The organism is Rhodococcus sp. 27YEA6 (assembly GCF_044908235.1).
In the GTDB taxonomy this organism is placed as follows: Bacteria; Actinomycetota; Actinomycetes; order Mycobacteriales; family Mycobacteriaceae; genus Rhodococcus_F; species Rhodococcus_F qingshengii.
This window is the reverse complement of sequence record NZ_JBIYCY010000009.1, coordinates 1-25,326: the sequence shown is the minus strand read 5'-3', so window position 1 is coordinate 25,326 and position 25,326 is coordinate 1. Positions and strand designations below refer to the sequence as shown.

Here is a 25,326-nt window from a genome sequence, read left to right as displayed (position 1 = left end):
ATTCTCCGATCCCACAGGAGTTGTCTCGTGAGTACAGGAAGCATCACCGCCAGAGAGATGTTCGACGCGGACCAGGCATCGCAGGCACTCGGTATCGAGATTTCCGAGCTGGCGCCCGGTAGCGCAACCGTGACCGTCACCGTGGGCGAAACCATGGTGAACGGTCACGGAATCACACACGGCGGTTATGTTTTCCTGCTCGCGGACACCGCGTTTGCGCTCGCCTGCAACGGCTACGAGGATTCAGCCGTTGCAGCGCGCGCGGACATCAGATTTCTGCGTCCGACCCGTCTGGGCGACACCTTGACCGCGATCGCCACCGAGAAGGCTCGAGGCGGCCGAAGTGGGATCTACGACGTGACCGTTCGCAACGGCAACACCGTCGTGGCCGAGTTCCGCGGCGACAGTCGAACCATCACCCGCTGAAATTCAGCCCACGGTGTATCAGCCCACGACGGGAAGTTCGAGGGGGCCGGAACCGTCGGCAAAGATCGTCACCGGCATACCTTGCAGTCCCCCACGGAAACTGATGTCGCCACCGGTGATCGCGAGACGCACGGAATGCCCTGGCTCGAATCGGTGCACTATCGCCGGCATCGTCACCGGCACCGGCTGCGACGGGTCACTGATGCGTATGGGCGCGATGAGTCCGTTGATCAGCGAGGAAGTTCCGTCCGGAGCCACGTCGTAGAGTTTCGCGAACACCACCGGCTGTCCGGGCGCCGCAACACGCAGCGTCACAGTGGGGGCTCCCACCACGTCCATAGCCTCGGTCATCGGCGCAGTGGTCCAGAGCGCCTCGGTTCCCGGAATCTGTGCATTCGGAATGTTTCCGGCCGGATTGATATTGAGTGGCTCTACGCCCGTCGGCAGCCCAGCCGGTGCGGTGACGATCGTCTTCGAACCCGGTATCACCGGCGTGCCGTCCGGTAGCAGTCCCCCGTCAGCGGACAGATGGAAGGCGCGAGCGGTCCCGACATCGACGGTGTCGGACGTCGCGTAGGCCGGTGCCGCGTTTCCCTCGTAGTCGATCCAGTTGCGGAAATACGCGAATTCCGGGCCGGTCTCCGTGTTCTCGTCCTTGAGGTAGTGATCGAACCAGTCCATGAAGCGACCGGTCTCGTACTGGGTATCCTCGTCGGGTGCGGAGAAGCTGAACTCGCCCGGCGCAGCGGCCAAGTGGCTGTGCCCCCACGAATGCCAAATCATCTTGGCATCGACGCCACGATCCTTCAGCGCGTCGTAAGTCGCGGTTGCCTCGTTCAGATCGAACAGGGTGTCCTGTTGCCCCTGAGCAAGCAGTACCGGAATGTTGATCCGGTCGACGAACGACGAGACCGACGACGCTCGGAGCTCACTCACTACTTGCGGTCCGATATCGCCGGTCACCACTGCCTCGGCGATCGCGTTGCACATGTAAGGGACGTAGTTCGGGCAGCCGGGTAGCCGTGCGGGATCTGCGATGTAACCGTCCACACCGGGATTCGCGATGCCCGCGCCGAAGAGCAGCGATGCAAAGAGCACCTTCGCTGCTCCCGGCTCCGCAGTCGACACTCCGGAGATGGTCCCGGTGCTGTTGGGCGCCAGAGAATACGAGAGATCGTTCCAGGTGATCATGGGGATGATGGTGTCGATGCGGGGATCGACACTCGCGGCGGCGAATTGAATGCCGCCGCCGTAAGAGCCACCCGTCATTCCGACCCGCGGGTCGTTCGTCGACGGTGCACCGGTGTGATCGACGGAGTCCTGAACGACCGTGGTGAGCGCCGGATAGGGCTGCGTCAGAGCCTGATCCGTGAAGGCAATCCCTTCTTGGCCGCCGAGGAAGCTGACCAACTGGGAAGCGGCGATACCGTCGTATGCGGGAGAGTCGAGTGTGATCTTGCAACTCGTGCCGCCGAAACCCAATCCCGAATACGTCAGTCCGACATACCCGTTCTCGGCGAAGTTCTGCAGGGCAGGAATCTGGTCCTTGTACGAACCGCCGAACCCGTTGGTGGTCAGGATCGCGGGAGCTGGGTTGTCAGCGTCGACACCATCGGGAACAAAGAGTTCACCGACGACGGTGCACGGCGTCGAGAGTTCAGGCCCGACATCGACCGAGAAGTACAGCAGCTGTGACGAATACGAGCCGTTCGGTGAATCCGCGAGCGCCGGCGGCGAAAAGCCGAGGGCGCAAACCACGAGCGTGACGACACTGATCGCAATTCTCCGGCGCACCTGAAAACCGTACACCCGGATCTGTTCTCCACCAGCTCAATCCGGCGCGTGCCGCCAACGTTTTCTCGCGAAAGTCACGCCAGACCGAGCCGACCTCTACTTGACCGTCAAGGTGCCGCGCATGCTCGGATGATAGGTGCAGTGGAACGTGTACGTTCCCGGCTCGTTCGGCACCGTGATGGTTTCCGTCTCGCCCGCCTCGATGTCCTCACTGAACAGTCCTGCCGTATCGGACGTGACCGAGTGTTCGACGGTGTCGTTGTTCTGAATGGTCAGTACCTGACCAGGCATCACCGACTCCGGTGTCGAATACTCGAAGCCGCTGATCACGATTCCCATCGACGACGCTCCCGGCGTCGACATACCCAGAGGCATGCTCGGCATCGACATACTGGTCGGCATACTGGTCATCGCCATGCCGTCGTGATCGGCCGAATCGTTGTCCGACGAATCGTTGTTGTCACTGCACGCGGTCAGTGCGAACACCGCCAGGATCAGCGCTGCGAGCACTGCGAGAATCCGCTTCATTGCTTCGCCTCCTGCTCGTTCCCCCGCAGTCTGCTGATTACCCGCCGCCTAGGGGGCCAAACAGCTCCGATGTGGTGCCTGCGGCGCTGATAGTGCACGATTTCTGCACCAGCTCCACTCGCGGACCGACACTGAAGGAAACAGCACAGATGGCCAAGAGCAAAACGTCGAAGGCAGCCAAGACGAAGGCGCCGGTAGCGTCAAAAGCACCCGCGGCGAAGGCGCCCGCAGTCCTCTGGAAGGACCTGCCGGACGAGCACGACTACCCGGCGGCCCGCGATTACCTCCAGTTGGGCGCGACGCCGGTTCAGGTCCAAGCTCTCGTGTACGCCCTCAAGACGGCGACGCTGGTCTCGAAGAAGGCCAAAGACATCCTGCGGGCTGCTGGGCTCCCTCTGCTTCCGGTCGACAACCCACACGTTGCTGCCGACCTGTTGAAGATCCGCAAGGGGATCGCGCTGTCGCCGATCCTGCTGGTGCAGGGAGACTTCCGCGCCGGAGTACCGGCGCAGATCGCCGACGGCTACCACCGTGTCTGTGCGAGCTACTACGTGGACGAGAACACCGCCATCCCCGCGAAGATCGCACCCTCGACAGTTAACTCGTAGGTCGTCGATGACCTTCGGCATCCTTGCCCTCGTCGCGCTGGCCGGCATTCTCGGCCCGCTGCTCGGCGCTCGCGTCAGCTGGCATGTCCCCGTGGTGGTCGGCGAACTTGCCGCGGGCGTCGTCTTCGGTGTCACCGGTTTCGGGCTGCTCGACTCTTCGGACCAAACTTTCACGTTCCTGGCCGATATCGGATTCGCGCTCACGATGATGGTGGCCGGCTCACACGTCCCGGTTCGCGATCCGGCAGTCCGTGCGGCAATCGGCAAGGGTGCCGTTCGCTCGGTTGTCGTCGGACTTCTGTCGGTTGTTGCCGGCTACGGTGCGGCGACGGCATTCGGCACCGGTCACGCCGCGCTGTACGCGGTCCTGATCGCGTCGTCGTCCGCGGCGTTGATTCTCCCCATCGTCGATTCGCTGGGGCTCGGTGGAACCTCGGTTCTGCAGATGACTGCCCAGGTTGCGATCGCGGACACCGTCTGCATTGTCGCGCTGCCTTTGGTGATCGATCCGGACAATGCCCCTCGTGCCGGTGTCGGCGCACTGGCTGTGGCGGCGTGTGCGGTTGCCTTGTTCTTCGTACTGCGAGCCTTCCACCGGTCCGGCCATTGGCGAAGGCTCCACAAATTCTCGGAGAAACGAAAGTTTGCACTCGAACTCCGGATCAATCTGGTGATCCTCTTTTCTCTGGCAGCGCTGGCGTCGAGCACGCACGTGTCTATCATGCTCGCGGGCTTCGCCTTCGGGCTCGTTCTTGCCGCGATCGGTGAACCCCGCCGCCTCGCCAAACAGCTCTTCGCCATCACCGACGGCTTCTTCGCCCCCCTCTTCTTCGTCTGGTTGGGAGCGGCGATCAATCTGCGCGACCTCGTCACCCATCCGTCCGCCATCTGGCTCGGATTGGTCTTGGGCGGAGCAACTCTCGTGGTTCACGCCGCGATACGCGCCCTCGGTCTCCCGCTCCCTCTCGGCGTGCTGTCCGCCGCACAACTGGGAGTACCGGTTGCCGCAGTTACGGTGGGCACTCAATTGGGGGTGATGGGCGACGGTGAACCCGCAGCCATCCTCCTCGCCGCCATGATCACGATCGGTGCAGCAACGCTGGCGGGTGCTGCCGCGTCGAAAGCTGGTCTCACGAAGCCTGCTTGACCGCGGCCCTCTCCACCGTCAGCAAGCTCTCCTCCGAATGTTCGGCGTGATACGCCGCGCCGCCGCCGCGGACACCGAAGAGTCGCTTGCTCCAGATCAGCCATACGACGGCAGCGATGTTCACCAGCAGCAACCCGGCCCTCAACCACGTGATCTTCTCGGTCAATTCGTAGATTTCGAGGGGCAGGAACAAGCTGGTCGCCACCACCGCGAAGTACTCGCCCCAGCGTTCGACCATCCACAGGCCGACTGCCTCGATCACTTGAAGGCCGGCGTAGACCAACAGCCCGACTGCGATCCAGGTGAGCGTCGTAGCGGACAACGAAAACGCCTGCTCGATGTGATGGACCAGTTTGGAATCGTCGATGTTCCAGCCCAATTGACGGGCAAGTGGCCTGATCAACGGCAATTCGTTCTCGAAGGCGTCCTCGGCGCGACCCTTCGACGATCTCAGTTCGAACACACCGATCGCCAGAAGAACCAAACCCAGAGCGCGGAACATTCTCTCGATGGCGAGAAGTCGCATGATCAACCGGTCGCGAAGCAGCCTCCCCCGCGGAACCTCGGGGGCGGCGTCCGCCGGTCCCGATGCTCGGGGCGCTCCCGGGACGAAGTTGCCGCAACGTAGGCACCGCCACGCCTGACCCACCGCAGTATCCACATGTAGTCGATCCCGCAATTCCGGTTCGTCCGGAGCGTAGGTCTCGTGACCGTGCCAACTGCACGAGCGCAATGCGAAGTCCACGGGTGAACTCTATGCCGCATATGCCCGGTAGCGTGGATACCCGCTGACCGTGCACTTCGAACGATGAGGATTCCGATGACAACCACCAAGATCGAAACCCGGCATGGCGTCATGGCAGTCGACGACAGTGCCACCGACGGTTTTCCGGTTGTCTTCATCCACGGGAACTCGGCCAGCCGCTCCATCTTCCGTCATCAGGTCGACGCCGACTGGGCCGGCGACTACCGCATGATCACTCTGGACCTACTCGGCCACGGCGACTCCGAGGACGCGAGCGATCCCGAAGCCGCATACACGCAGAACGGTTACGCCGACGCCATCGTCGATGTTCTGACCGAACTCGGCGTCGAAAGAGCCGTTGTCGTCGGCTGGTCGCTCGGCGGACACATCGCTCTCGAGTTGATCGCGAAATTCCCCGGGCTCACCGGAATCGTCATCACCGGTACGCCGCCGACAAATCCCGAGACGCTCGGCGACGCCTTCAATGCCGGCGACGGATTGTCCATCGGCGGCACCGAGGTCATCACCGCGCAAGAAGCCGACCTCTACGCACGAATGACCGCCGTTCCCTTCGAGCAGGCTGCCCTCGACGCCGCGATACGCACGGACGGACGCGCTCGCAAGATCATGTTCGACGCATTCGGCGCCGGCCGCGAATCGGATCAGAAGGCTCTGGTTGCAACGGCGTCTGTGCCTCTCGCGGTGATCGACGGCGCCGAGGACCCGTTCGTGAACACGTCGTATGTCGCGTCGTTGACCTTCGCGAATCTCTGGGAGGGCACGTATCACGTGATTCCCGGTGTGGGGCATGCAGCGTTCTGGGAAGCCCCTGAGGTGTACAACCCACTGTTGCAACGATTCCTCGGCAGTTTCGCACAGTAACCTGCTGGACGCGGCGTCCTATGAGATAGAAGCCACTCGACAATCCGGCCATGTCCGGATCATTCATCGCCGTCCTACAGTTCGGAAAACGACTGGAGGCACTGCGATGACCATTCTCGAGCACGGCACGGAAACGTGCATCGGTGGACCGACCCTTCCCCAGATACGACGCCTCGTCACCGAAGTGCCCGGCCCCAACTCGCGTGCTTTGGCAAAGCGCCGGAGCGCCGCACTGCCGGCCGGGCTGACCAGCGGATCCAGCATTTACGTTGCCGCAGCGGGCGGAGGAGTTGTCGTCGACGTCGACGACAACTCGTTCATCGACTTCGGCAGCGGCATCGCCGTGACCACCGTCGGAAACAGTGCGCCGCGCGTGGTCGAACGCACCACGCGCCAGCTCGGTCAGTTCACCCATACGTGTTTCCTCGCAAACCCCTACGAGGGGTACCTCGAGGTCTGCGAAGCGCTCAACCGCCTGACCCCGGGAGATCACGAGAAGCGAACAGCGCTGTTCAACACCGGCAGCGAAGCGCTCGAGAACGCCGTGAAATACGCACGTGCCGCCACCGGTCGCCCGGCAGTTGTCGTCTTCGACCACGCATTCCACGGTCGCACGTTGATGACCATGACGATGACAGCCAAGAACCAGCCGTACAAGGCCACATTCGGCCCGTTCGCACCAGAGGTCTACCGGGTTCCGATGGCATACCCCTACCGTTGGCCGAGCGGCCCCGAAAACGCGGCCGACGAAGCATTCGCCCAGTTCCGTCTTGCGATCGACACTCAGATCGGCGCCGAATCGGTAGCCGCTGTGGTCGTGGAACCGATTCAGGGTGAGGGCGGTTTCATCGTTCCCGCTCCGGGATTCCTGAAGCGAATCTCGGAATTCTGCCGTGAGCGCGGCATTCTCGTCGTCGCGGACGAGGTCCAGACCGGTATCGCACGAACCGGATCCTGGTTCGCCAGCGAGAGTGAGGACTTCGTCCCCGACATCATCACAACCGCAAAAGGTCTCGCCGGCGGAATGCCACTCGCCGCCGTGACCGGCCGTGCCGACGTCATGGACGCCGCGCATCCCGGTGGTATCGGCGGTACGTACAGCGGCAATCCCGTTGCCTGCGAGGCCGCCCTGGCAGTTTTCGAGACGATCGAGATGGAAGGGCTCCTCGACCGCGCCAAGGACATCGGCGACATTCTGACCACAGGTTTGTCCGAAATCGCTTCGGACACAGACATAATCGGCGACATTCGTGGACGCGGCGCCATGATTGCAATCGAACTCGTCCACGACGAGGACAAGGCTCCGAATCGCGAGGCCGTCGCCCAGATCGTCAGCTACGCCCACACGCACGGTCTCCTTCTGCTCACCGCCGGCACCTATGGAAACGTCGTCCGTTTCCTCCCGCCGCTGAGCATCTCCGACGAGTTGCTGACCGAAGGACTCGGTATTCTTCGCGACGCTGTGGCCGCAGTCCGATGAGCGTCGCAGTGCGCAGCTTGATCGGCGGAGCTTGGGTCACGGGCAGCGACGGCACACTGACGGACACCAACCCGGCCCGTCCCGACGAGGTTGTCGCCACCGGAGGCCGCGCCGGTGCCTCCGAAATGGCGACCGGTGTTCGCGTCGCCCGCATCGCCGCGAATGACTGGGCCCGCCTGCCGATGTCCGCACGCGGCGCATACCTCACTCGCGCAGCGGAAATCATCGAATCCAACGCTGAGGCCTGGGGCGAAGAACTCACCCGCGAAGAAGGGAAAACGCTGGCCGAGGGTATCGGAGAGGTGCGCCGCGCAGCGCAGATTCTGCGTTACTACGGCAACGCCGCCGACCGCGAGACCGGAACGGTGTATTCCTCCCCACGTAGCAGCGAGCAGATTCTCGTCACTCGCAAACCTCTCGGCGTGGTAGGCGTCGTCACGCCGTTCAACTTCCCGATCGCGATCCCGGCATGGAAGATTGCGCCTGCCTTGGTGTACGGAAACACCGTCGTCTGGAAACCGGCTGCCGCGGTGCCCCTTCTGGCCTTCCGTCTCGCGCAGGCACTGACCGAAGCGGGCCTACCCGACGGAGTCCTGAACATGATCCTCGCCGACAGCGCGGCCGGTGAAGCGCTGGTCGATCACCCGGACCTCGACGCCGTCACCTTCACCGGTTCCACCGGCGTCGGCCGAAAGATCGCGGGATCTGCTGCGGCGCGCGGAGTTCCGGTACAGGCGGAAATGGGTGGAAAGAACGCAGCCGTCGTACTTGCCGACGCAGATCTCGAGCTTGCGGTCGAGCAGGTGATGCTGGGCGCATTTCGGTCAAGCGGCCAGAAATGCACGGCCACTTCACGTCTGGTGCTCCATGAATCCATCGCCGAGGAATTCCTGGCCAGGCTGACCGTTGAAGTCAAGCAACTGAGAGTCGGAGATCCACTCGATCCCGACGTCACGACAGGTCCCGTGGTCAGCGCATACGCGCAGCAGTCGATCATCGAGGGGATCAATCGAGCCGTCGACGGCGGCGCCAGGGTTGTGGCCACCGCCGAAGCGCCGCAGTCGGGCTACTACGTCCAACCGACAGTGCTGGAACTACCGTCGAGCACCGAACTGTGGTTCGAGGAACTCTTCGGCCCGGTACTGGCGGTGCAGCGGGCAGCAACAACCGCAGACGCATTCCGCTTGGCGAACGAGGGCGAATTCGGTTTGTCCGCAGCATTGTTCACGCAAGACCTGACCAGTGCACTGGCCGGTATCGACGATCTGGACGTGGGGATCCTGCACGTCAATTCGGAATCGGCGGGCGCTGATCCCCACGTACCTTTCGGCGGCGCGAAGAGGAGTGGATACGGACCCAAGGAACAAGGCGACGCGGCGCGAGAGTTCTTCACTCACACCACCACCGTCTATCTCAGGGGCGGCCGAGCGTGATCTGAATTCGATTCCGCCTGCAGCAGTTCACGAGCTTTGAGTGCGATCCACAACTCGGACCGGGTGTGGGCGGAATCGAGATCTCTCCCGATCAACTCGGCAGCCTTGTCCATGCGGTTACGCAGCGTGTGCCGGTGAACACCCAATTGCGCTGCAGCGGATTCCCATTGACCATTGTGGTGCAGGAACGCTTCGATCGAGTCCACCAGACGGGAACCGTTCTCGGCGTCGTAGCCTTCCAGCACACCGAGACCGCCGGCCGCGATCGACTGCAGAACATCGCTCGACTGCACACTCAACAAGAGACTGAAAGTCCCGAGTTCCGAGAACGGAACGAGTGTGTGTCCTTCGACCTGCCCCACTTTGGCAGCAGAGACGGCCTCGCGCAGACTGGCCGCAACACCGCTAATCGGCCGGACGCCACCGATTCCACCGTTGATACTCCGGCGTGAATTCTCCCGTACTCTCGCATACACACTGCGCGTGACCTTCTCCGCAACTTCACTTTTCACGACGAACCACACACCGGTTCCGTCAGTCAGCGGGGCCAACAGGTACGGCACCGACTCTTCTTCCAGGGCCGCTGAAGTGATGTCGGTGGCCGCAAGCAAAGGTCCGACATCGGTCAAGGCGGTTGCCACCACCGCGGTTTCGGATTCGAATCCGAAGTACCGCAACAGACTTTCGTCGACGTCACCGCCGGCCTGGCGCACCATCGTCGTAACGGCCAACCTCAGCCGCTGTTCGGCATCGACAACCCGCAACGGCTTGGCAAGCTCGATGGTCAACAGCGACACCGTGTGGCCCACCAACAGTCGCTCGGACTGATCCAAGGCGGCCTCGGACGCCACGGCCAGCGTGCCGCTCACAGCAAGGCGGTGAATGGCCAGGTGACCGTCGTCGTCCACCACGATCCGGCTGCGCTCCTTACCTGATCGCTCCCTGATGCGTTCGGGCAGAGACGAACTCGCACCTTCCGTCAGAGCCAGCACCGCGCCGTCCCGATCGAGAACACAGACTGCTGCGTGAACGGCTCGACCCAGGGCAGTGATCAGAGCCGGCACCCCGTCGAGCAGGGCACGCGCCAACTTCTCCTGCGCGTCGACCACCGCCTGCACCGTTCGTATCTGGTCGGCAGTCAGTTCGTCGATCACGGCCCGCGAAATGGCGATGAACGGCGTCTCCTTGGCGACGGAAAGCACGGCAAAACCCAGTTCGTCGCCGGCCTTGATGATCGCGTCCGGCACCCTCTCGTGGACGGTGCCGGTGTCGAACGCCAGTGCCACCGCACCAGTCTGCGCGATGCGCTCGACGTACTCGTATTGCTTTGTCGCCGAACGCGGTAGATGCAGCCCCGTCGTCATGACAAGCTCTCCACCGGCGAGCCAACGGGTCGGATCCTGCAATTCGATTGCGTGCGCCCAGCTGATCGACAGATCCACGTCGTCGTGACCGGCAACGATCGTGAGGCCGAGCGAGGTGGTGGCCGCCAGGCGCCGGACAGTCATCGGCATTACCGGAACCTCCGAGGGCAGTGAATAGAAAGGCAGTGGACAGAACTGACAGTTTCCAGTTCAGGTTTGTACATCAAGTCCATGTTCTGGATCACACGATGAGCTTAGCGTCTCTCCGAAAGAACTGATCGCGTCATGCAATAGGAGCTGAGCCCACATGCCCGACAGCAGCACCGAAACAGCCGAAGCCGCCAGCGTTCATTCGACACTCAAAACAGGCTTGAAGAAGCGCCACCTGACCATGCTTTCCATGGGCGGCGTCATCGGCGCCGGTTTCTTCGTCGGGCTGAGCGGAATCATCAACCAGGCCGGCCCCGGCGCAGTCATCACGTGCGCGATCTGCGGCATCATCGTGTTCCTGGTGATGCGCATGCTCGGCGAAATGGCCGTGGCCAAGCCGTGTACGGGATCGTTCACCGAATACGCCCGCATGGCGTTGGGCGACTGGGCGGGTTTCACCACTGGCTGGCTCTACTGGTATTTCTGGGTGATCGTCGTCGGCATCGAATCCGTCGTCGGAGCAACCTTGCTCTCCCGGTGGATCCATGGTGTCCCGCTCTGGCTCATGTCAGCGGTACTCCTGTTGGTGATGACCGGGGTCAATCTTCTCTCCGTCAGCAACTTCGGCGAGGCTGAATACTGGTTTGCGGGTATCAAGGTCGCCGTCATCATCGGCTTCATCGTGCTCGGCAGTCTGTTCGTCTTCGGCATCTGGCCCGGCAGTGAAGTCGATTTCAGCAATCTGACCGGCCACGGAGGATTTCTGCCGAACGGCTTCACCCCCGTACTGGTGGGCGTTGTCGCCGTGATCTTCTCCATGACCGGAGCCGAGCTTGTCACGATCGCCGCAGCGGAATCCGCCGAACCTGCCGGAGCGATCAGGCGGGCCACGAACACGGTCGTCTTCCGCATTCTCGCCTTCTTCGTTGTCGCCACCTTCCTCCTCGTGACGATGCTGCCGTGGGATTCGTTCGTCGTCGGCGATTCTCCGTTCATCTCCGCACTCGACCTGCTCGGAATTCCCGGCGCCGCCGACATTCTCAATCTCGTGGTTCTGGTCGCGGTGCTGTCCTGCCTCAATTCCGGCCTGTACACGGCGTCACGGATGCTCTTCGCACTCTCCGTCTACAACGACGCGCCGGCCTGGATGACACGGACCAACAGCCGCGGCGTGCCGGTGAAGGGCGTACTCGCCTGCACCGTGGCCGGGTACTTCTGTATCGCGGCCGGCTACATCTGGCCGGATACGATTTTCTTGTTCCTCGTGAATTCGTCGGGCGCAATCTGCTTGTTCGTTTACATCCTGATCTGTGTATCCGAACTACGCCTCCGACGCCGATGGGAACGCGAAAGCCCCGAGATTCTGAAATTCCGTGTCTGGTTGTATCCCGGCCTGCCGATAGTGGTCACTGGTCTGATTCTCGTGATCCTGGTGGGAATGGGTCTCAACGAACCCACGCGCGCGGAATTCGTCCAAAGCCTGGTCGCGCTGGGGGTCATCCTCGCCGCTTACGGCGTGAGAAAGTCTCGTACGCGAAAAGTCGGATCGTTCGCGACCGCCTCGAACAACGCACACAGCAGTTCGAAGAAAGCTTGAAACAAGCATCGAGTAAGCGCTCGACTCGATAATTGAACCTCTTCCCCGAAAAGAGCCGATCCGATGGAAGCGGTCGAACATAGATTTTCTCTTTACCTAAATTCAAGGCAAAATGGACAGCATGCCGAGCCCTGTCATCGCCTCCGAGGGGCACAGTTCTTGGCGAACACTTCACGAATGGTTCAACGAACCACACGACTACGAGTGGATAAAGCACCAGAGATCCGGCCGGGCAATCATTCCGATCTTCCGAACCTTGCTCGGAATGATGACGATCATCTTCGGACTGTCCGCTTTCTACAAATTGATCGGTCCGGATACGCCGCCGACCACCCCCGGCAAAGCTCTTTCGATTTTCATGATCTGTACGTGTGTGGGAATCGCCGCATGCTGGTTCACACAACCGTTTCCCGGACGCCGGGGGTTGCTTGCATTCGGAATATTCGCAGATCTCGGGATCGCGGCTGCCGTCCTCCTGGTGCCGGATCGCTCGTCCGGGACGTTCGGTTGCATCGTCTTCGCGGTCACCGGAACCTTTGCGACGCTTTTTGTCAGCGCAAAGTGGCTTGTCGCTCATGTCGTTTGGTCGACGACCGTCACGACCACCGTTTTCGTTCTTGCATATCTGGAAGGCGACGTCGATATCACGACGCTTCTGGCCCGCGGCACCGTTCTTTTCGGAGCTGTCACACTCGTTCCCATTTTTGCGCACCTGACTTGGCGCACTCTCTACCGCGATGCCCAGTATTCGGACCGGGATCCCCTCACTGGACTGTTCAACCGTCGGGGACTGGAAGGGGCAGTCGGCGATCTCTTCGAGAGCGCCCGAGACGATTCTTCATCTCTCGCCTTCATCGTCGTCGATATCGACAAATTCAAAACGGTGAATGATCTTCACGGTCATGCCGAAGGCGATCATGTCATCAGGAGAACCGCGAACCGATTGAGCACACATCTCGGCGAACGCGGAGTCATCGCTCGAACCGGCGGGGAAGAATACCTGGCCGTCATCGCCGGCAATCCCGAATCGACAACCCTGTTGATCGAAGGGATAAACGCGGCGCTGTCGGATTGTTCCGACGCGATCCCCACAACGGTGAGCGTCGGAGCGGTGATGATGACCGCCGAATCGAAGGCGTGGAGCGGCGGTGCTTCCGCAATCCTGGCGGCGACAAATGTCGCGGATTCGATGATGTATCAAGCGAAGGCGGCAGGCGGTAATACGATCCGCTCGGCTCAGATCTGATTCACAGCCACGTAAGTGGGTGGACGCTGCGCCCGGTTTCCGTGTCCGTCGCGGCAAGATACACATCGACGCGCTCAGCGGTCAGAGCCTTGCTGATGTGGTAACCCTGGACCAGGTCACACCCGACCCACTGGACGCGGCGGAACTGCTCGATGGTCTCCACGCCCTCGGCCAACGATTTCATACCGAGGGCCGCGGCCAATTCGACAATGGACTTCACCACGGACATCTTCGGATCGTCCGAGTCGGTGACCAGCATGCGATCGATCTTGAGAACGTCGATTGGAAGTCTCTGGAGCGTGGCGAAGGACGAATAGCCGGTGCCGAAATCGTCGAGTGCGACGGTGACCCCGAGCTCACGCAGCTTGTAGAGATCCCGGATCGCGCGATCGTCCACAACACCTGTCTCGGTGATTTCGAGCTGCAGCAGTTGCGGAGGCAAGCCCGAATCCGTCAGCGCTTTCTTCACCATCGCACCGAACTCTCGCGACACCAACTGCACTGGTGAAACGTTGACCGAGACGCCAATTCCGGTCGGCCACCCCGCAGCAGCGGCGGTCGCCATCGCCATTGCCTGCGCGCCGAGGGGAATGATCATTCCGGTTTCCTCCGCCACCGAGATGAACTGGCTGGGCCCGATGAGGCCGCGGCTGGGATGGTTCCACCGAAGAAGAGCCTCGAAGGCCACCACTTCACCGGTCTGAGTGTCGACCTGAGGCTGGTAATGGAGATCGAACTGCCCTTCCTCGATCCCTCTGTCCAGCTCGTGCAACGCCGTCGCCCGCGCCGATGCCCTCGCCCGCAGCAGCGGTGAGAACTTACCCACTCGATTGCGTCCCGTCGACTTCGCCTCGTACAGAGCCAGATCCGCCAGCATCACCAATCCGTCGGCGTCCGTCGAATCCTCGGGCGCGCTCGAGTAACCGATCGTGGCCCGCACTTCGATCCGATTGCCTTCGACAAAGAATGGTTCGTGCAGCACTTCCAGGTACCGATCGAAGATCACACCGGGATCGTCGCGCGAAGAGGTGCAGACGATCAGCCCGAATTCGTCACCGCCCATCCGCGAGCACATGTCCGAACCGATCACGTCGCGAAGGCGTTTCGTGACTTCGAGAAGTAATTGGTCCCCGATCGGATGGCCAAGGGTGTCGTTCACCGATTTGAAGTTGTCGAGGTCGAGAATCCCGACGAGAACCTGCTTCTCCGGCACGCGGGAATCGATCGCTTCCTCGAGCGCCACTCCGAACGCACGACGGTTCGGTAACCCGGTCAACGAGTCGGTGGCCGCAAGGCGAAGGATCTCCTGCTCGTGGACATACCTCTCCGTGATGTCGGAACCGACACCGCGCCAACCCAGAATCACGCCGGATTCGAGGACCCGTGGATTGCCGGAAAGAGACCACCAGCGTCGCCTACCGTCGACATGCACCGGCACGACAGTGTCCCGGAAGGGAGCACTCGATTCGAGTTTGTCGATCATCTGGGCCGCGGCCGCACGCCCCTCCGGACTCGATGCGATCTGGAGTCTGGTGAGGAGTTGTCCGAAGGTGAGTTTCTGCAACTCGTCCACCGTCATACCTGCGACCTCGGCGAGACGTGCCGAGGTGTGGGAGAACCGGCCGTTGGTGTCGCACTCCCACAGCCAGTCGCGGGAACCGCCCTCGAAACCGTCGAGCAACAACGCCACAGTCTGACGCTCTGATTCCGCCTGAAACTCTGCGAGACAACGTCTCTGGAAAGAGGCCGACAGATAGACCGCCCCTACGGTGAGCGCAAACATGTAGATGCACAACTGAATCGCAAGTATGCGAAAGTGGGGTTCGGCGTGGACGACGAGAACAGTGAAGACGCCGAGGCCGTGAATGTAGATCCAGGTCAGGCTCACCGATCTCAGACTCGAGAACGTCACGGTCCCGGCGCCCATGATCCCGGCCATCGTCGCGATCAGAACCAAGTCGCGGAAGACGTCCATGTCGTGAAAGAGCAGAGCGAAAAGTGTGACGTCGAGGGTCGCGACCACGATCACTTCGACGAGCAGACCCACGTAGTCGTAGCGCGGGGTGTGCTTCGACGGCCGCCAGCGAAGGGGAATCCATACTCGGATCGAATTCGCGAGGACGAGAAAGATGAGGGCGCCACCCAACCACCTGAGCGTCTGACGTCCGGGCGGGACGGTGTAGGTCAGAATCACGACCAAACTCGCCATGTACGCAAGATTGGCGAACGGCGCGACGGCTGCAGCTTCGTCTATCTGACGGCGAAACAGGCTGTTGCAGTCGGCCTCCGAAGCAGGATCTTGCCTGCCCAATCGACTCGGACGGCTCATCAGCGAGGCATCCCGACATCTGCGCAGGCGCCATCAGCGGGCGTCGAATCCGCTCGCCTGGCCATCCGAACCTCCCCCAGCTCCCCACCGAACCCTTATCCGGTGAAACGTCAGTGTTTCAGACTCGCTGCTTGTTTCCTTCACAACGGTAGCCATCTGACGAATCGATTGTGCGCAGATCACTATATCCAGAGGTCGTTCCGTCGATCGTCCAGGTCGATCCGCGATTGCTGATTCTTAGCTCGAACCACGTTTGTCGCCGACCGCGACGCGGGGGATTCGAGCGGTCGGGAACAACGCGGCGATTGCGAGCAGCGCTGCCACGGCAAAAGCGACACGCAACGCGTCCAGCCTGGCTTCTTCGTTCACGTCCACGATCGCATCCGCCGTGGACTCGGCGACGCCGGCGTCATCGAGAGCGGATCGGAGTTGCGTCGTCGACAGGAACGGCACGCCCGAGGCCATGTCGGTGCTCGCTTGCTGCTGCACCGATGTCGGAACCGCCGGATTGTCTTCGATTCCGGCGATCGCCGACGTCGTGAGAGTGGCAATGAGAACCGATCCGATCAGGGCAGTTCCCAAGGAAGCGCCGAGGTTGGTGGCGGTGTTCTGCAACCCGCCGACCTCGGTGCTGCGCTCGTCCGGGACCGAGGACACCGTGACGGCTCCGAGCTGCGAAGACAGGCACCCCAAGCCGAAACCCATGAACAGCATGGGAATCATCACGATCGCCGCATTGGCGCCGGGGTCCATGCCTGCAACGAGCATCAGAATGCCGACGACCATGACCAACAATCCGACTCGGACCACGCGTCGCGGGTTCGCGGTAGGCCGTAGCTTCGGAATACCGATCGCCGCCACGACGAGCGCCGCCGACAACGGCAGGATGCGAATTCCGGTCTCGAGAGCGCTGAGTTCCAGAACTACGGACAAGAACAAAGGAACCGCGAAGAACACGCCCGCCTGCACCAGAAACTGCGCGAAGAACATCGACAGCCCGCCACTGAGCTCGCGGTTTCGCAGCATCGCCGGATCAAGCAACGGCTCCTTCCCCGCAGCGGCCAGGCGTCCCTCCCAGCGCAGGAATCCGTACACGACCAGGAGCCCGGCGATCAGCAGCCACACCACCGGGGAAAGCCCGACCAACTGCGGTCCGTCGGGTTTGGCCTGCACCCAACCCCACTCGCTCGAGCGCAGTACACCGAAGACGATCATGCCCAGTCCCACCACGGACAAGATCGATCCGACGTAGTCGAGGCGCGACTTCGACGGTGGGACGTCGACCACCTTGCTCAGCACCAGCAAGATCAGGACAACGATCACGACTTCGCCGACGAACACGTAACGCCATGACGCAAATGTCGTCGCGGCGCCGCCGATCAGCGGCCCGACCGCCACGGCCATCGCGCCGGCGGCAGCGACCAGACCGTAGGCAGCCGGGCGCTTCTGCGCCGGAAAGTTGGTGGCGACGAGCGCGACGATCGCGGGCATGATGAGTGCCGCACCGACGCCTTCGAGGAACGACCATCCGATCAGCAGGACCGCAAGATTGGGAGCGAGCGCCGTTGTCAGAGAACCTGCGCCGTAGATGATCAAGCCGAGCGCGAAGGCCCGGCGACGACCCATCATCGACCCCAGCTTGCTGCCCGTGATCATCAGAGTCGCCATGACCAGGGTGTACAGCGTGATCGCGGTTTGAATGCCGGTGATGCTCGTGCCGACGTCCTCGGCGACGGTTGCCATCGAAACATTCATGACCGAACTGTCCAAGGTCATCAGGAATTGGCTGGATGCCAACACCGTGAGAACCAATCCTGAACCCGCCTGCGTCGTCGAACCAGCAACCTGTCCGTCACCCATCGTGCGGGTGTACCCGGTGTTCAGGTTCTCGAAGCAGACCGGTCAGTGCTGTTCGAGGCTGAGCTGATCCGCCCAAGCCGACACGTCCCCGCGTTCCAGAGCCACCGCCAGCAGTTCCGGAAACTTGTCCGGCGTGCACGCAAACGCGGGAATCCCGAGGGCACTCAGCGACGCTGCATTGTCGTGATCGAACGACGGTGCCCCGTCGTCCGAGAGTGCCAGTAGAACCACGACTTGAACGCCGGAGTTCTTCATGGCGGCCATCCGGCGCAACATCTCGTTGCGAATACCGCCCTCGTAGAGGTCCGAGATCAGAACGAACATCGACTCGGCAGGACGCGAGATCAGTGACTGGCTGTACGCGATTGCGCGGTTGATGTCCGTGCCCCCACCAAGTTGGGTCCCGAAAAGGACGTCGACTGGGTCGGACAGTTTGTCCGTCAGGTCGACGACGGCAGTGTCGAAAACCACGAGCGAAGTCTTCAGCGCCTGCATCGACGCCAACACCGCGCCGAACACGGATGCGTAGACGACGCTGGACGCCATCGAACCCGATTGGTCGATCGCCAGGACTACGTCGCGCTGCACGGATTTCGACTTGCGGCCGTATCCGACGAGCCGCTCGGGGACGACGGTTCGATACTCCGGAAGGTAGTGCGACAGATTTGCTCGGATGGTTCGGTCCCAGTCGATGTCACGCAACTTCGGATTCGACGTTCTGGCCGAACGATTGAGAGCCCCGGTCACCGCGGCCTTCGTTTTCTGCGCGATTCGCTCTTCGACTTCCCGAACCACCTTGCCGACGACCATTCGAGCAGTTGCCTTGCTGGCCTCCGGCATGACCTGGTTGAGGCTCAGCAGCGTCCCGACCAGATGCACATCGGGCTCGACGGCATCGAGCAGTTCCGGTTCGAGCAGCAACTGCGCCAAACCCAGTCGGTCGATCGCGTCCTTCTGCATCACCTGCACCACCGTGCTGGGAAAGTACGTCCGGATATCGCCGAGCCATCTGGCGACGGACGGAGCCGACGCCCCCAATCCGGCTGAGCGGCGTCGCCCCTTGGTCGGGCCGGACGAATCGTAGAGTGCGGCAAGAGCTGCATCCATTCGACGCTCGCCCGGTTGGCCCAGCCCACCCGTCGATTCTTCGGCGGATTCCCCGAGCATCAGTCTCCAGCGTCGAAGGCGCTGATCGTCGTCGCTCATGCGCCCACCCCCAAGATGTCCGCAACGACCGCCATTGCCGCTCTGCCGCGTCGAGCATCGGTCTCCACTGTCGTTTCGACGCGTCGTCCACCTCTGACCGCCTGACCGATCGCTCGACGCTCCCCCGCCTCGAACGCTCCGAACGTACGTCGAAGCAGTGGAAGCGTGTCGATGAAGTCCTGCTCACGAAGTTGGCGAACCCACGTGTCGATCAGCGTGAGCAACGCTCGATCGTGAACGAGCACAAGCCCTCCTCCACCGAGAAACCCGTCGACCCACCCGGCTTTGGCTGTCGGCGTGCTTCCCACGGACAGGGCCCGAGACAAGCGCTGGGCTGCAGCGGTTTCCGTGATCGAACCGCTGTCGCGCAGTAGCCGCACCATCCGGCCGACGAGTAATCCGTTGACGTCGTCACGGTCGATCACGCCGGCCATGGCCTGCAGCCACCGCGCGCTCGCATCGCGATCGTCACGAACCATGACTGCCGAGTGAACCTTGTCGAGGTGTTCGCGAAACTCCTCGGCACTGGGATCGTCCAGGCCCGTGACGGCGACTGCGAGGCCGGTGCAAATGCGGATCAACAGGCTGTCGGCGACGTCGACCAATGCCGACACGTCGGTTCCGCGCACATCGCCGTACCGCAGCGTTCGCGTCAGCGTGGGCAGCGCCGCCATCAGGTGCGACACGTCATGATCTAGTGCCGCAACCGTTTTCACACTTTCCAGCACAGCGGACAACGCTGCCGGCAGGTTCGCCAGGAGCGAGTTCTCCAGTAGTCCGATCAGTGACGCGAGAGAGATGTCCGGCTCGTTGATCTTCGAGACGACACGTGATGTTGCCGCTGCAGCCACCGTCGTGCCCCACAGCGACGCCTCGATCACCGAGACCGAGAATTCGGGCTTCCATTGCAGCGCCCAAGTTTCCCGGAACGTTCCGGTGGAACGGACCTCACTGTCGGCCGGGGTCCCCCAATCGATCTCGAGGATCCCCAGTCGGTGCAGGAACTGGGAACGCTCGACGTCGATATCGCGTCGCAGGTCCAGATCGAGAGTCTTTGCTCCCGCTTGTTGTCTGAGCCGCAAGGTCTTCGAGCGTGCGCGCAGGTCTGCTTCGAGTGGGACTGTCGGCGTTTCCTCGGGCACCGCGCCCAGCGCTTCGCCCACAACCAATCTTCGCGTGATCAGATCCAGAAGAACGTCGTTCCCGTCGCACATCACCGACCTCGTTGCCTCGGTGACCTCCGACAATCCCGCCAAGGGTCGAGAACGCAGTGCCGCCAACGTATCTGCCAAACGGACAGCTTCGATGACGTGAGCACTCGAGATCGGAAGGTCCTCGTCCCTGAGCACCCGCGCAACTTTGGTGAGCCACCGCGTGATCGTCTTGTCGTTCGCGGTGAACAGGTGGTGATACCAACCCGGCGAGGTGATTCCGGCGCCGTAACCCGATGCCGACGCCAGGCGTGAGTGAGTCCAGGGAACCCACGTCAGCGAGGTCTTGACCTTGGACATTCCTTTGAGGATGCGAGCATCGGGTGCCGCCGGCCCCAAGGCTCCGACCAACGCCGGCGCGTGCCAGGCTCCGCAGACGACCGCTACCCGCTCAGCGCCATCTTTCAACGTCTTTCGCAGCACCTGACGCATATACGCTTCGCGATGCGCTGTCTCCTCGTCGATCGGCACTGTCTCACGCAGCGCCTCCATCGCCTCGGTGATCGCATCGAAAGAATCTGCGCCCGAGCTAGATTCGATCACCGAATCCCACCAGCGTTCGGTATCGTCGAAACCCGCGGCCGCGGCCAGTTCCGACAGAGGATCGCCCTCGCGGACAGTACGAATCCCCTGATCCGCCAACACGTTGAAGGCGGGCAGATCGCAGAACCGTGCCTGCACACCGTTCTTCGCAGCCCACTGCAGCGCTTGCCATTCGGGTGAGAACACCGCAAACGGCCAGAATGCCGCCTTCGACGGTTCGCCAGTGGCGTACGCGAGCAACGCAATCGGTGGTTTCATCGATTCCGACGCCGCCAGCATCACCAACGGGTCTGCGTCCGAAGGCCCTTCGATCAGGACGACGTCAGGCGAGAACTCTTCCAGGCCCTGCCGAACCGAACGAGCAGATCCCGGGCCGTGGTGACGGATACCGAAGACCCGGACACGCAGGTCCGGAATCACGATGGTCACCCGGTGACCTCGCGGCACGCCCGGTAGAAGTCGGACCACTCGCCGCGTTCACGCACTACTGCCTCGAGGTACTCGTTCCACACCACCTTGTCTGCGACCGGATCCTTGATCACCGAGCCCAGGATTCCGGCAGCGACGTCGGATGCCCGCAGTACGCCGTCCCCGAAATGCGCAGACAACGCCAAACCGTTGGTGACCACCGAGATCGCCTCCGCCGTCGACAGAGTTCCGGACGGGGACTTCAACTTGGTGCGGCCGTCGGTGGTCGTGCCTGATCGCAGTTCCCGGAACACGGTGACGACCCGGCGAATTTCCTCGGCTGCTGCGGGGGTTGTCGGCAATTCCAGTGCTGCGCCCAGCTGTTCGACTCGACGTGCCACGATGGCCACCTCGTCTTCCTCGCTGGCCGGCAAAGGGAGGACTACGGTATTGAACCGTCGACGCAGTGCGGACGACAGGTCGTTGACACCGCGATCGCGATCGTTGGCGGTAGCGATCAGGTTGAAGCCCTTGGCTGCCTGCACCTCGATGCCCAGCTCCGGCACCGGCAACGTCTTCTCGGAGAGAATGGTGATGAGGGCGTCCTGTACGTCGGCCGGAATACGCGTCAACTCTTCGACGCGGGCGATCTTCCCGGTTTCCATCGCCGTCATCACGGGAGAAGGCACCAGTGCACCGGCGGTCGGCCCCTCGGAGAGAAGACGTGCGTAGTTCCAGCCGTAGCGGATAGCTTCCTCGGGCGTACCCGACGTGCCTTGAACCAGGAGCGTCGACGCACCCGAGATTGCGGCCGAAAGGTGTTCGGAGACCCAGGTCTTGGCCGTACCTGGAACCCCCAACAGCAGTAGCGCCCGGTCGGTGGCAAGAGTTGCGACGGCCACTTCCATCAACCTCCGTGGACCGACGTACTTCGGTGAAATGACGGTTCCGTCGTCGAGAGTGCCACCCAACAGATACGTCACGACGGCCCAGGGCGACAAGTTCCACGACGGTGGACGCGGACGAGCATCCTGCGCGGCCAGTGCTTCGAGTTCGAGCGCGTACTCCTGCTCTGCGTGGGGCCGCATCAGCTTTCCCGGTTGCGCGAGCTTTTCCGGTTCCGTGGTGGGCACGGTTACGCTGTCAGTCACTTGAGCTCCTCGAGCAGAGTCTTGCGGTGGGTGATGGCACTGGCAGTTCTGGCGAAGGTTTGCCGCCAGTCGGGGTCACGAGCACGCTCCGCCGCACGCTCCAGCAAAGTTACTGCGCTGTAAGGAAATCGAGTCTCGGCCAGGCGCAGCGATGCGACGTACTTGTAGCGTGAGAATTCGCCGGCCTTGGCGCCTCCGTCGGCACGTCTGGCCGCAACTCGTTCCCACTGGGCTACCACTGCCCGGGTGATGTCCTCGGGCCATGGACCTCGCAGAGCGTCGTAGATCGCTGCCCGGCCCGGGTGCAGAACATTGGCGTCGCCGTTTCCGGACCTCAACAGATCAGCCAGCGCCTTGGCCTGCACCAACGGGAGCACGCGTCGATCGGTTGCGGTGCCGCGCATACGAAAGAGTTCCAGCGCCCATTCCGTATTGTTCTGCGCGACTGCGGCGGTGGACCACGCGTCGTGAAGGATCGGCTCCCAGCTTTCGTCAACGCCCATCCCCAAGACCTTGCCTGGTCCACCGATCATGTTGTTCCACAGAGACAACGGCACAGAACTGATCGCCTGACGCACATACTCGGCACGATAGTCGGTGTGTGGATTCGGCCGGTCTTCGATGCCGTCTCGCCTCGCCGCTGAATCGACTTCCTCAGGCGGGACGATGACGAGCGTGGACCGAACGAGTTTCCGTTCCACCCGCACCCATTTCCGAACCCGAGCAGCCATTCTCTCCCCGAACTCCGATTCGGGGAGTTGTCCGAGTACTTCCACTGCCGCGCGTCGCACGTCCTTGCGACGGTCGTCGAGGGCTTCCTCCAACAATGGTTGATCATCCGCGCTCAGTCCGTTTGCCAGCGCCGCGACGAAGGCAGCCTTCTGTTCGCCCCGCTCGGTGGCCCAGGACTTTCGGAGTTCGGCCAGCGCCAGCGCGGGATCTGTTCGACGAGTGTCTATCAGCCACTGTGTGCGCTGCGACGAACTTCCGTGACGCCACACGTCCGGGTTGGCATCCCTGGTTCGGACGAGTTTGCTCCACTCGGGGTTTTGCGCGGCAAGCCATCGACCACGCTCGCCGACAATCTGCAGGATGCTCTCCCGGTGAGCTTCACTTGCACGTGCAAAAGAAAGCAACTCGGCGACCAGATGATCAGGCGCACGGTAATTGTGCTCCAACGCGACTGCGAACCATTCGTCGAGCAAGGTCGCCTTGGCCGCGAGCATCGACAGCAGATGCGCCGATGAGGATTCCGGCAGCGTGAATCGAACATCGTCTGGCGCAGGTGTCGGCACCGCCGCCGTGGTGGAGCCCGCACCACCACGGCGGTACGCCCTCTCCAACGCTACTCCTGCGAGAAGCATCTCGGCAGGATCGCCGTCGAGTTCGCGAGCGTAGCCACGCACTTCAGTCGGCAGCTCCTCGAATGTTGTTGCTGTTCTGGCTGTCCCAAGGAGCGCCGCTGAGATCGATGTACTCACAGCACGATCACCTGCCCTCCCGTGAAAACCGAGATCGGAGTAAGAGCCAGCGCGTTCCACGTTCCGCAGACTGTGACCGGGTAACCGCCGGAAATGCCGAGCAACTTCCACAGAAGATCCGAATCACCCTCTGCCCGAAGCGCTGTGCCCGATTCGTCGACGACAAACCATGATCCGTCGACGAACGACGGGACCACCGAACTGATCACTGCCGGCCACGAGCGCAACCATGGATCCGCGGCGAGGGCATCGGTAAACTGCTGCAACGCAGTGTCGATGCTTCCGAACGGCATGGTTGTGAAGGGCTCCGGTTCTCCGTGCGTGACCCCTATCCGCGCCCGCAATGCCGCGGCACCAGGATAGAAATGAACATCGGCGTTGAGCAGAAACCCGACTGGCGGCGTTTCGGTGGCAAAATTGGCCGACCCGTGGGAGAAGTCGAGCAGCATGGCCCACCGCTTCGAATTCCTGCCGAGCATCCACACCGTTCGGGTGAACAGTCGCTTCTCCTCGGTGATCCCGGAACCGAGAATCATCCAGTTCTCTTTCACCGGAATCGATTCCATCACACTCTCGGTTGAGACCGGATAGCCGACGTGTGCTTTCACCGAATAGGCAAGATCTTCCGGCAACTCGGACAGCTTCTGATGCGCAGCAACCAGCAGGTGCAACCGAGCCAACTCGTCGAGGACTTTCTCGGGCCAGTTCTCGGTAGACGCAACGGTGCCCGCCAAGGCTCGAAGTGTGCCTGCGACACCAGGCGCCTGAGCATCCACCATTCGAGCAGCTACTGCGTCGAAGCCCGCCCAGGATGTGTCCATCGCTGCCAGACCACTGCGAATCTGATCGGTGATCCACAGGTCCAATTCGACGAGACCGCTCGCAACGCGGTCGGCGCGCTTCTGCGCTGTCGCCGGGTCGGGAGCCCTCTTGGGAGCCTCGTCGCCGGTCTCAGCCCTTTCGCCGCGGGTCTCGGCCTTCTCCTCGCGGCGCAACAACCACTCTGCCGCGAAGTCGGCGGGCTCGTCCGCCGACGGCACACGCCCTTCCGACCATTCCACCAACAGCCCCAGAGCATGTTTGCACGGAAACTTTCGACTGGGGCACGAGCACTTGTATGCAGGGCCCCGCAGGTCGACCACTGCTTGATACGGCTTCGAGCCGCTGCCCTGACACAGCCCCCAGAGCGCGAGACCCCTGTTGCCGGCATGGCTCCACGAACCAGCCAACTTGCGCGCAGCGGCCAGCGATGCGGCGTCCGGAGCTACCGACGCCACCTGCCCAGCTGTCCACGGCGAAGTCACTCGACCACAATATGACAACCCGCTGACATCACAGAGTCAGGCCGATTCGCTGGTGAATGACCCCTTGACTCGAACACATATTCGAATATGATTTGGGGAGGGGATCGGGGGATTCAATGAGTGTCTTGTTGTCGGATGTGGTGTCTGGTTCTGCGGTGGGGTTGCGCGGACGGTTGTGGCGGTTGACTGCTTCGGAGTTACGCGCTGCTGCTGTCGAAGCGAGTGCCGAGATTCTGCGCCTGGAAGCCGTTCGAGTGGCGGTGGTGGACGAGTTGTCGACGCGCCCGGATGATCAGGTGATTGCCAGCCGCGGGGTGGGTGCGTGGTTGGCGGCGAATACGATGCTGCAGGTTCGGGACGGGAAGAAGATCGCCGCCCTGGGTGCAGCTTTGCGGCCATTTCCGGCGGTGGCGGCAGGCTTCGATGGCGGGGA

General features: G+C 62.3%; 19 protein-coding genes and 1 pseudogene. 9 read left to right on the top strand and 11 right to left on the bottom strand.

Going from position 1 to position 25,326, the window contains the following annotated elements; genetic code table 11:
* Positions 1–57: 57 nt before the first annotated feature.
* A complete protein-coding gene (gene paaI / locus ABH939_RS21770; protein ID WP_153211892.1) occupies positions 58–426 on the top strand; it encodes a hydroxyphenylacetyl-CoA thioesterase PaaI in 369 nt (122 codons plus the stop codon).
* 18 nt (positions 427–444) lie between these two features.
* Here paaI and ABH939_RS21765 read toward each other — a convergent pair whose 3' ends face one another.
* A complete protein-coding gene (locus tag ABH939_RS21765; RefSeq protein ID WP_054187524.1) occupies positions 445–2,235 on the bottom strand; it encodes a CocE/NonD family hydrolase in 1,791 nt (596 codons plus the stop codon).
* A gap of 81 nt (positions 2,236–2,316) precedes the next feature.
* Complete coding sequence (locus tag ABH939_RS21760; RefSeq protein ID WP_404650123.1) at positions 2,317–2,748, bottom strand: cupredoxin domain-containing protein; 432 nt, start codon at positions 2,746–2,748, stop codon at positions 2,317–2,319.
* Between the two features lie 149 nt (positions 2,749–2,897).
* Here ABH939_RS21760 and ABH939_RS21755 point away from each other — a divergent pair, with 149 nt between their 5' ends.
* On the top strand, positions 2,898–3,356 hold the full coding sequence (locus tag ABH939_RS21755; RefSeq protein WP_404650122.1) for a hypothetical protein: 459 nt from the start codon (positions 2,898–2,900) through the stop codon (positions 3,354–3,356).
* A 7-nt stretch (positions 3,357–3,363) separates the two neighbouring features.
* Positions 3,364–4,503 (top strand): cation:proton antiporter, encoded by a 1,140-nt coding sequence (locus ABH939_RS21750; RefSeq protein WP_030536077.1) that lies wholly within the window; start codon positions 3,364–3,366, stop codon positions 4,501–4,503.
* Here the strand turns inward: ABH939_RS21750 and ABH939_RS21745 are convergent.
* A complete protein-coding gene (locus tag ABH939_RS21745; protein WP_404650121.1) occupies positions 4,487–5,248 on the bottom strand; it encodes a DUF2127 domain-containing protein in 762 nt (253 codons plus the stop codon). The genes ABH939_RS21750 and ABH939_RS21745 overlap by 17 nt on opposite strands.
* Before the next feature lie 75 nt (positions 5,249–5,323).
* Here ABH939_RS21745 and ABH939_RS21740 point away from each other — a divergent pair, with 75 nt between their 5' ends.
* The 3 genes from ABH939_RS21740 to ABH939_RS21730 all read left to right on the top strand — a co-directional run bounded on the left by ABH939_RS21740 (position 5,324) and on the right by ABH939_RS21730 (position 9,043).
* Positions 5,324–6,130 carry an alpha/beta fold hydrolase gene (locus ABH939_RS21740; RefSeq protein WP_404650120.1) on the top strand — a complete coding sequence of 269 codons (807 nt, stop codon included), beginning with the start codon at positions 5,324–5,326 and terminating at the stop codon, positions 6,128–6,130.
* Between the two features lie 106 nt (positions 6,131–6,236).
* Positions 6,237–7,610 carry a 4-aminobutyrate--2-oxoglutarate transaminase gene (gabT, locus tag ABH939_RS21735; RefSeq protein WP_030536079.1) on the top strand — a complete coding sequence of 458 codons (1,374 nt, stop codon included), beginning with the start codon at positions 6,237–6,239 and terminating at the stop codon, positions 7,608–7,610.
* A complete protein-coding gene (locus tag ABH939_RS21730) occupies positions 7,607–9,043 on the top strand; it encodes an aldehyde dehydrogenase family protein (protein ID WP_275231905.1) in 1,437 nt (478 codons plus the stop codon). Before gabT ends, ABH939_RS21730 begins: the two co-directional genes overlap by 4 nt.
* On the opposite strand, the gene ABH939_RS21725 is transcribed toward ABH939_RS21730, so the two are convergent.
* Positions 9,019–10,551 (bottom strand): PucR family transcriptional regulator, encoded by a 1,533-nt coding sequence (locus ABH939_RS21725; protein ID WP_404650119.1) that lies wholly within the window; start codon positions 10,549–10,551, stop codon positions 9,019–9,021. The genes ABH939_RS21730 and ABH939_RS21725 overlap by 25 nt on opposite strands.
* A gap of 163 nt (positions 10,552–10,714) precedes the next feature.
* Between ABH939_RS21725 and ABH939_RS21720 the strand changes: the two genes are divergently transcribed.
* Together ABH939_RS21720 and ABH939_RS21715 are read left to right on the top strand one after the other, a co-directional pair.
* Entirely contained in the window at positions 10,715–12,154 is a 1,440-nt protein-coding gene (locus tag ABH939_RS21720) for an amino acid permease (RefSeq protein WP_030536080.1), read from the top strand.
* A gap of 121 nt (positions 12,155–12,275) precedes the next feature.
* Complete coding sequence (locus ABH939_RS21715; protein ID WP_064113656.1) at positions 12,276–13,400, top strand: GGDEF domain-containing protein; 1,125 nt, start codon at positions 12,276–12,278, stop codon at positions 13,398–13,400.
* Position 13,401: 1 nt separating this feature from the next.
* Here ABH939_RS21715 and ABH939_RS21710 read toward each other — a convergent pair whose 3' ends face one another.
* From ABH939_RS21710 to ABH939_RS21680, 7 genes are all read right to left on the bottom strand, one after another.
* Positions 13,402–15,729, bottom strand: coding sequence for a bifunctional diguanylate cyclase/phosphodiesterase (locus ABH939_RS21710; protein WP_063315540.1), 2,328 nt, complete (start codon positions 15,727–15,729; stop codon positions 13,402–13,404).
* 237 nt (positions 15,730–15,966) lie between these two features.
* Positions 15,967–17,589, bottom strand: a complete 1,623-nt coding sequence (locus tag ABH939_RS21705; protein WP_030536082.1) for an MFS transporter — start codon at positions 17,587–17,589, stop codon at positions 15,967–15,969.
* A gap of 42 nt (positions 17,590–17,631) precedes the next feature.
* On the bottom strand, positions 17,632–18,795 hold the full coding sequence (locus ABH939_RS21700; protein WP_047269390.1) for a VWA domain-containing protein: 1,164 nt from the start codon (positions 18,793–18,795) through the stop codon (positions 17,632–17,634).
* The gene (locus ABH939_RS21695; RefSeq protein WP_404650118.1) at positions 18,792–20,978 is read right to left on the bottom strand and encodes a DUF5682 family protein; all 2,187 of its coding nucleotides are present in this window, start codon (positions 20,976–20,978) and stop codon (positions 18,792–18,794) included. Before ABH939_RS21695 ends, ABH939_RS21700 begins: the two co-directional genes overlap by 4 nt.
* The gene (locus ABH939_RS21690) at positions 20,975–22,045 is read right to left on the bottom strand and encodes an AAA family ATPase (RefSeq protein WP_050656937.1); all 1,071 of its coding nucleotides are present in this window, start codon (positions 22,043–22,045) and stop codon (positions 20,975–20,977) included. Before ABH939_RS21690 ends, ABH939_RS21695 begins: the two co-directional genes overlap by 4 nt.
* A 59-nt stretch (positions 22,046–22,104) precedes the next feature.
* Positions 22,105–23,589 (bottom strand): DUF5691 domain-containing protein, encoded by a 1,485-nt coding sequence (locus ABH939_RS21685; protein ID WP_404650117.1) that lies wholly within the window; start codon positions 23,587–23,589, stop codon positions 22,105–22,107.
* Positions 23,586–24,893, bottom strand: a complete 1,308-nt coding sequence (locus tag ABH939_RS21680; protein WP_030536087.1) for an SWIM zinc finger family protein — start codon at positions 24,891–24,893, stop codon at positions 23,586–23,588. The genes ABH939_RS21685 and ABH939_RS21680 overlap by 4 nt, the downstream gene beginning before the upstream one ends.
* Positions 24,894–25,009: 116 nt before the next feature.
* Here ABH939_RS21680 and ABH939_RS21675 point away from each other — a divergent pair.
* Positions 25,010–25,326: pseudogene (locus ABH939_RS21675) on the top strand (HNH endonuclease); the annotation flags it as partial.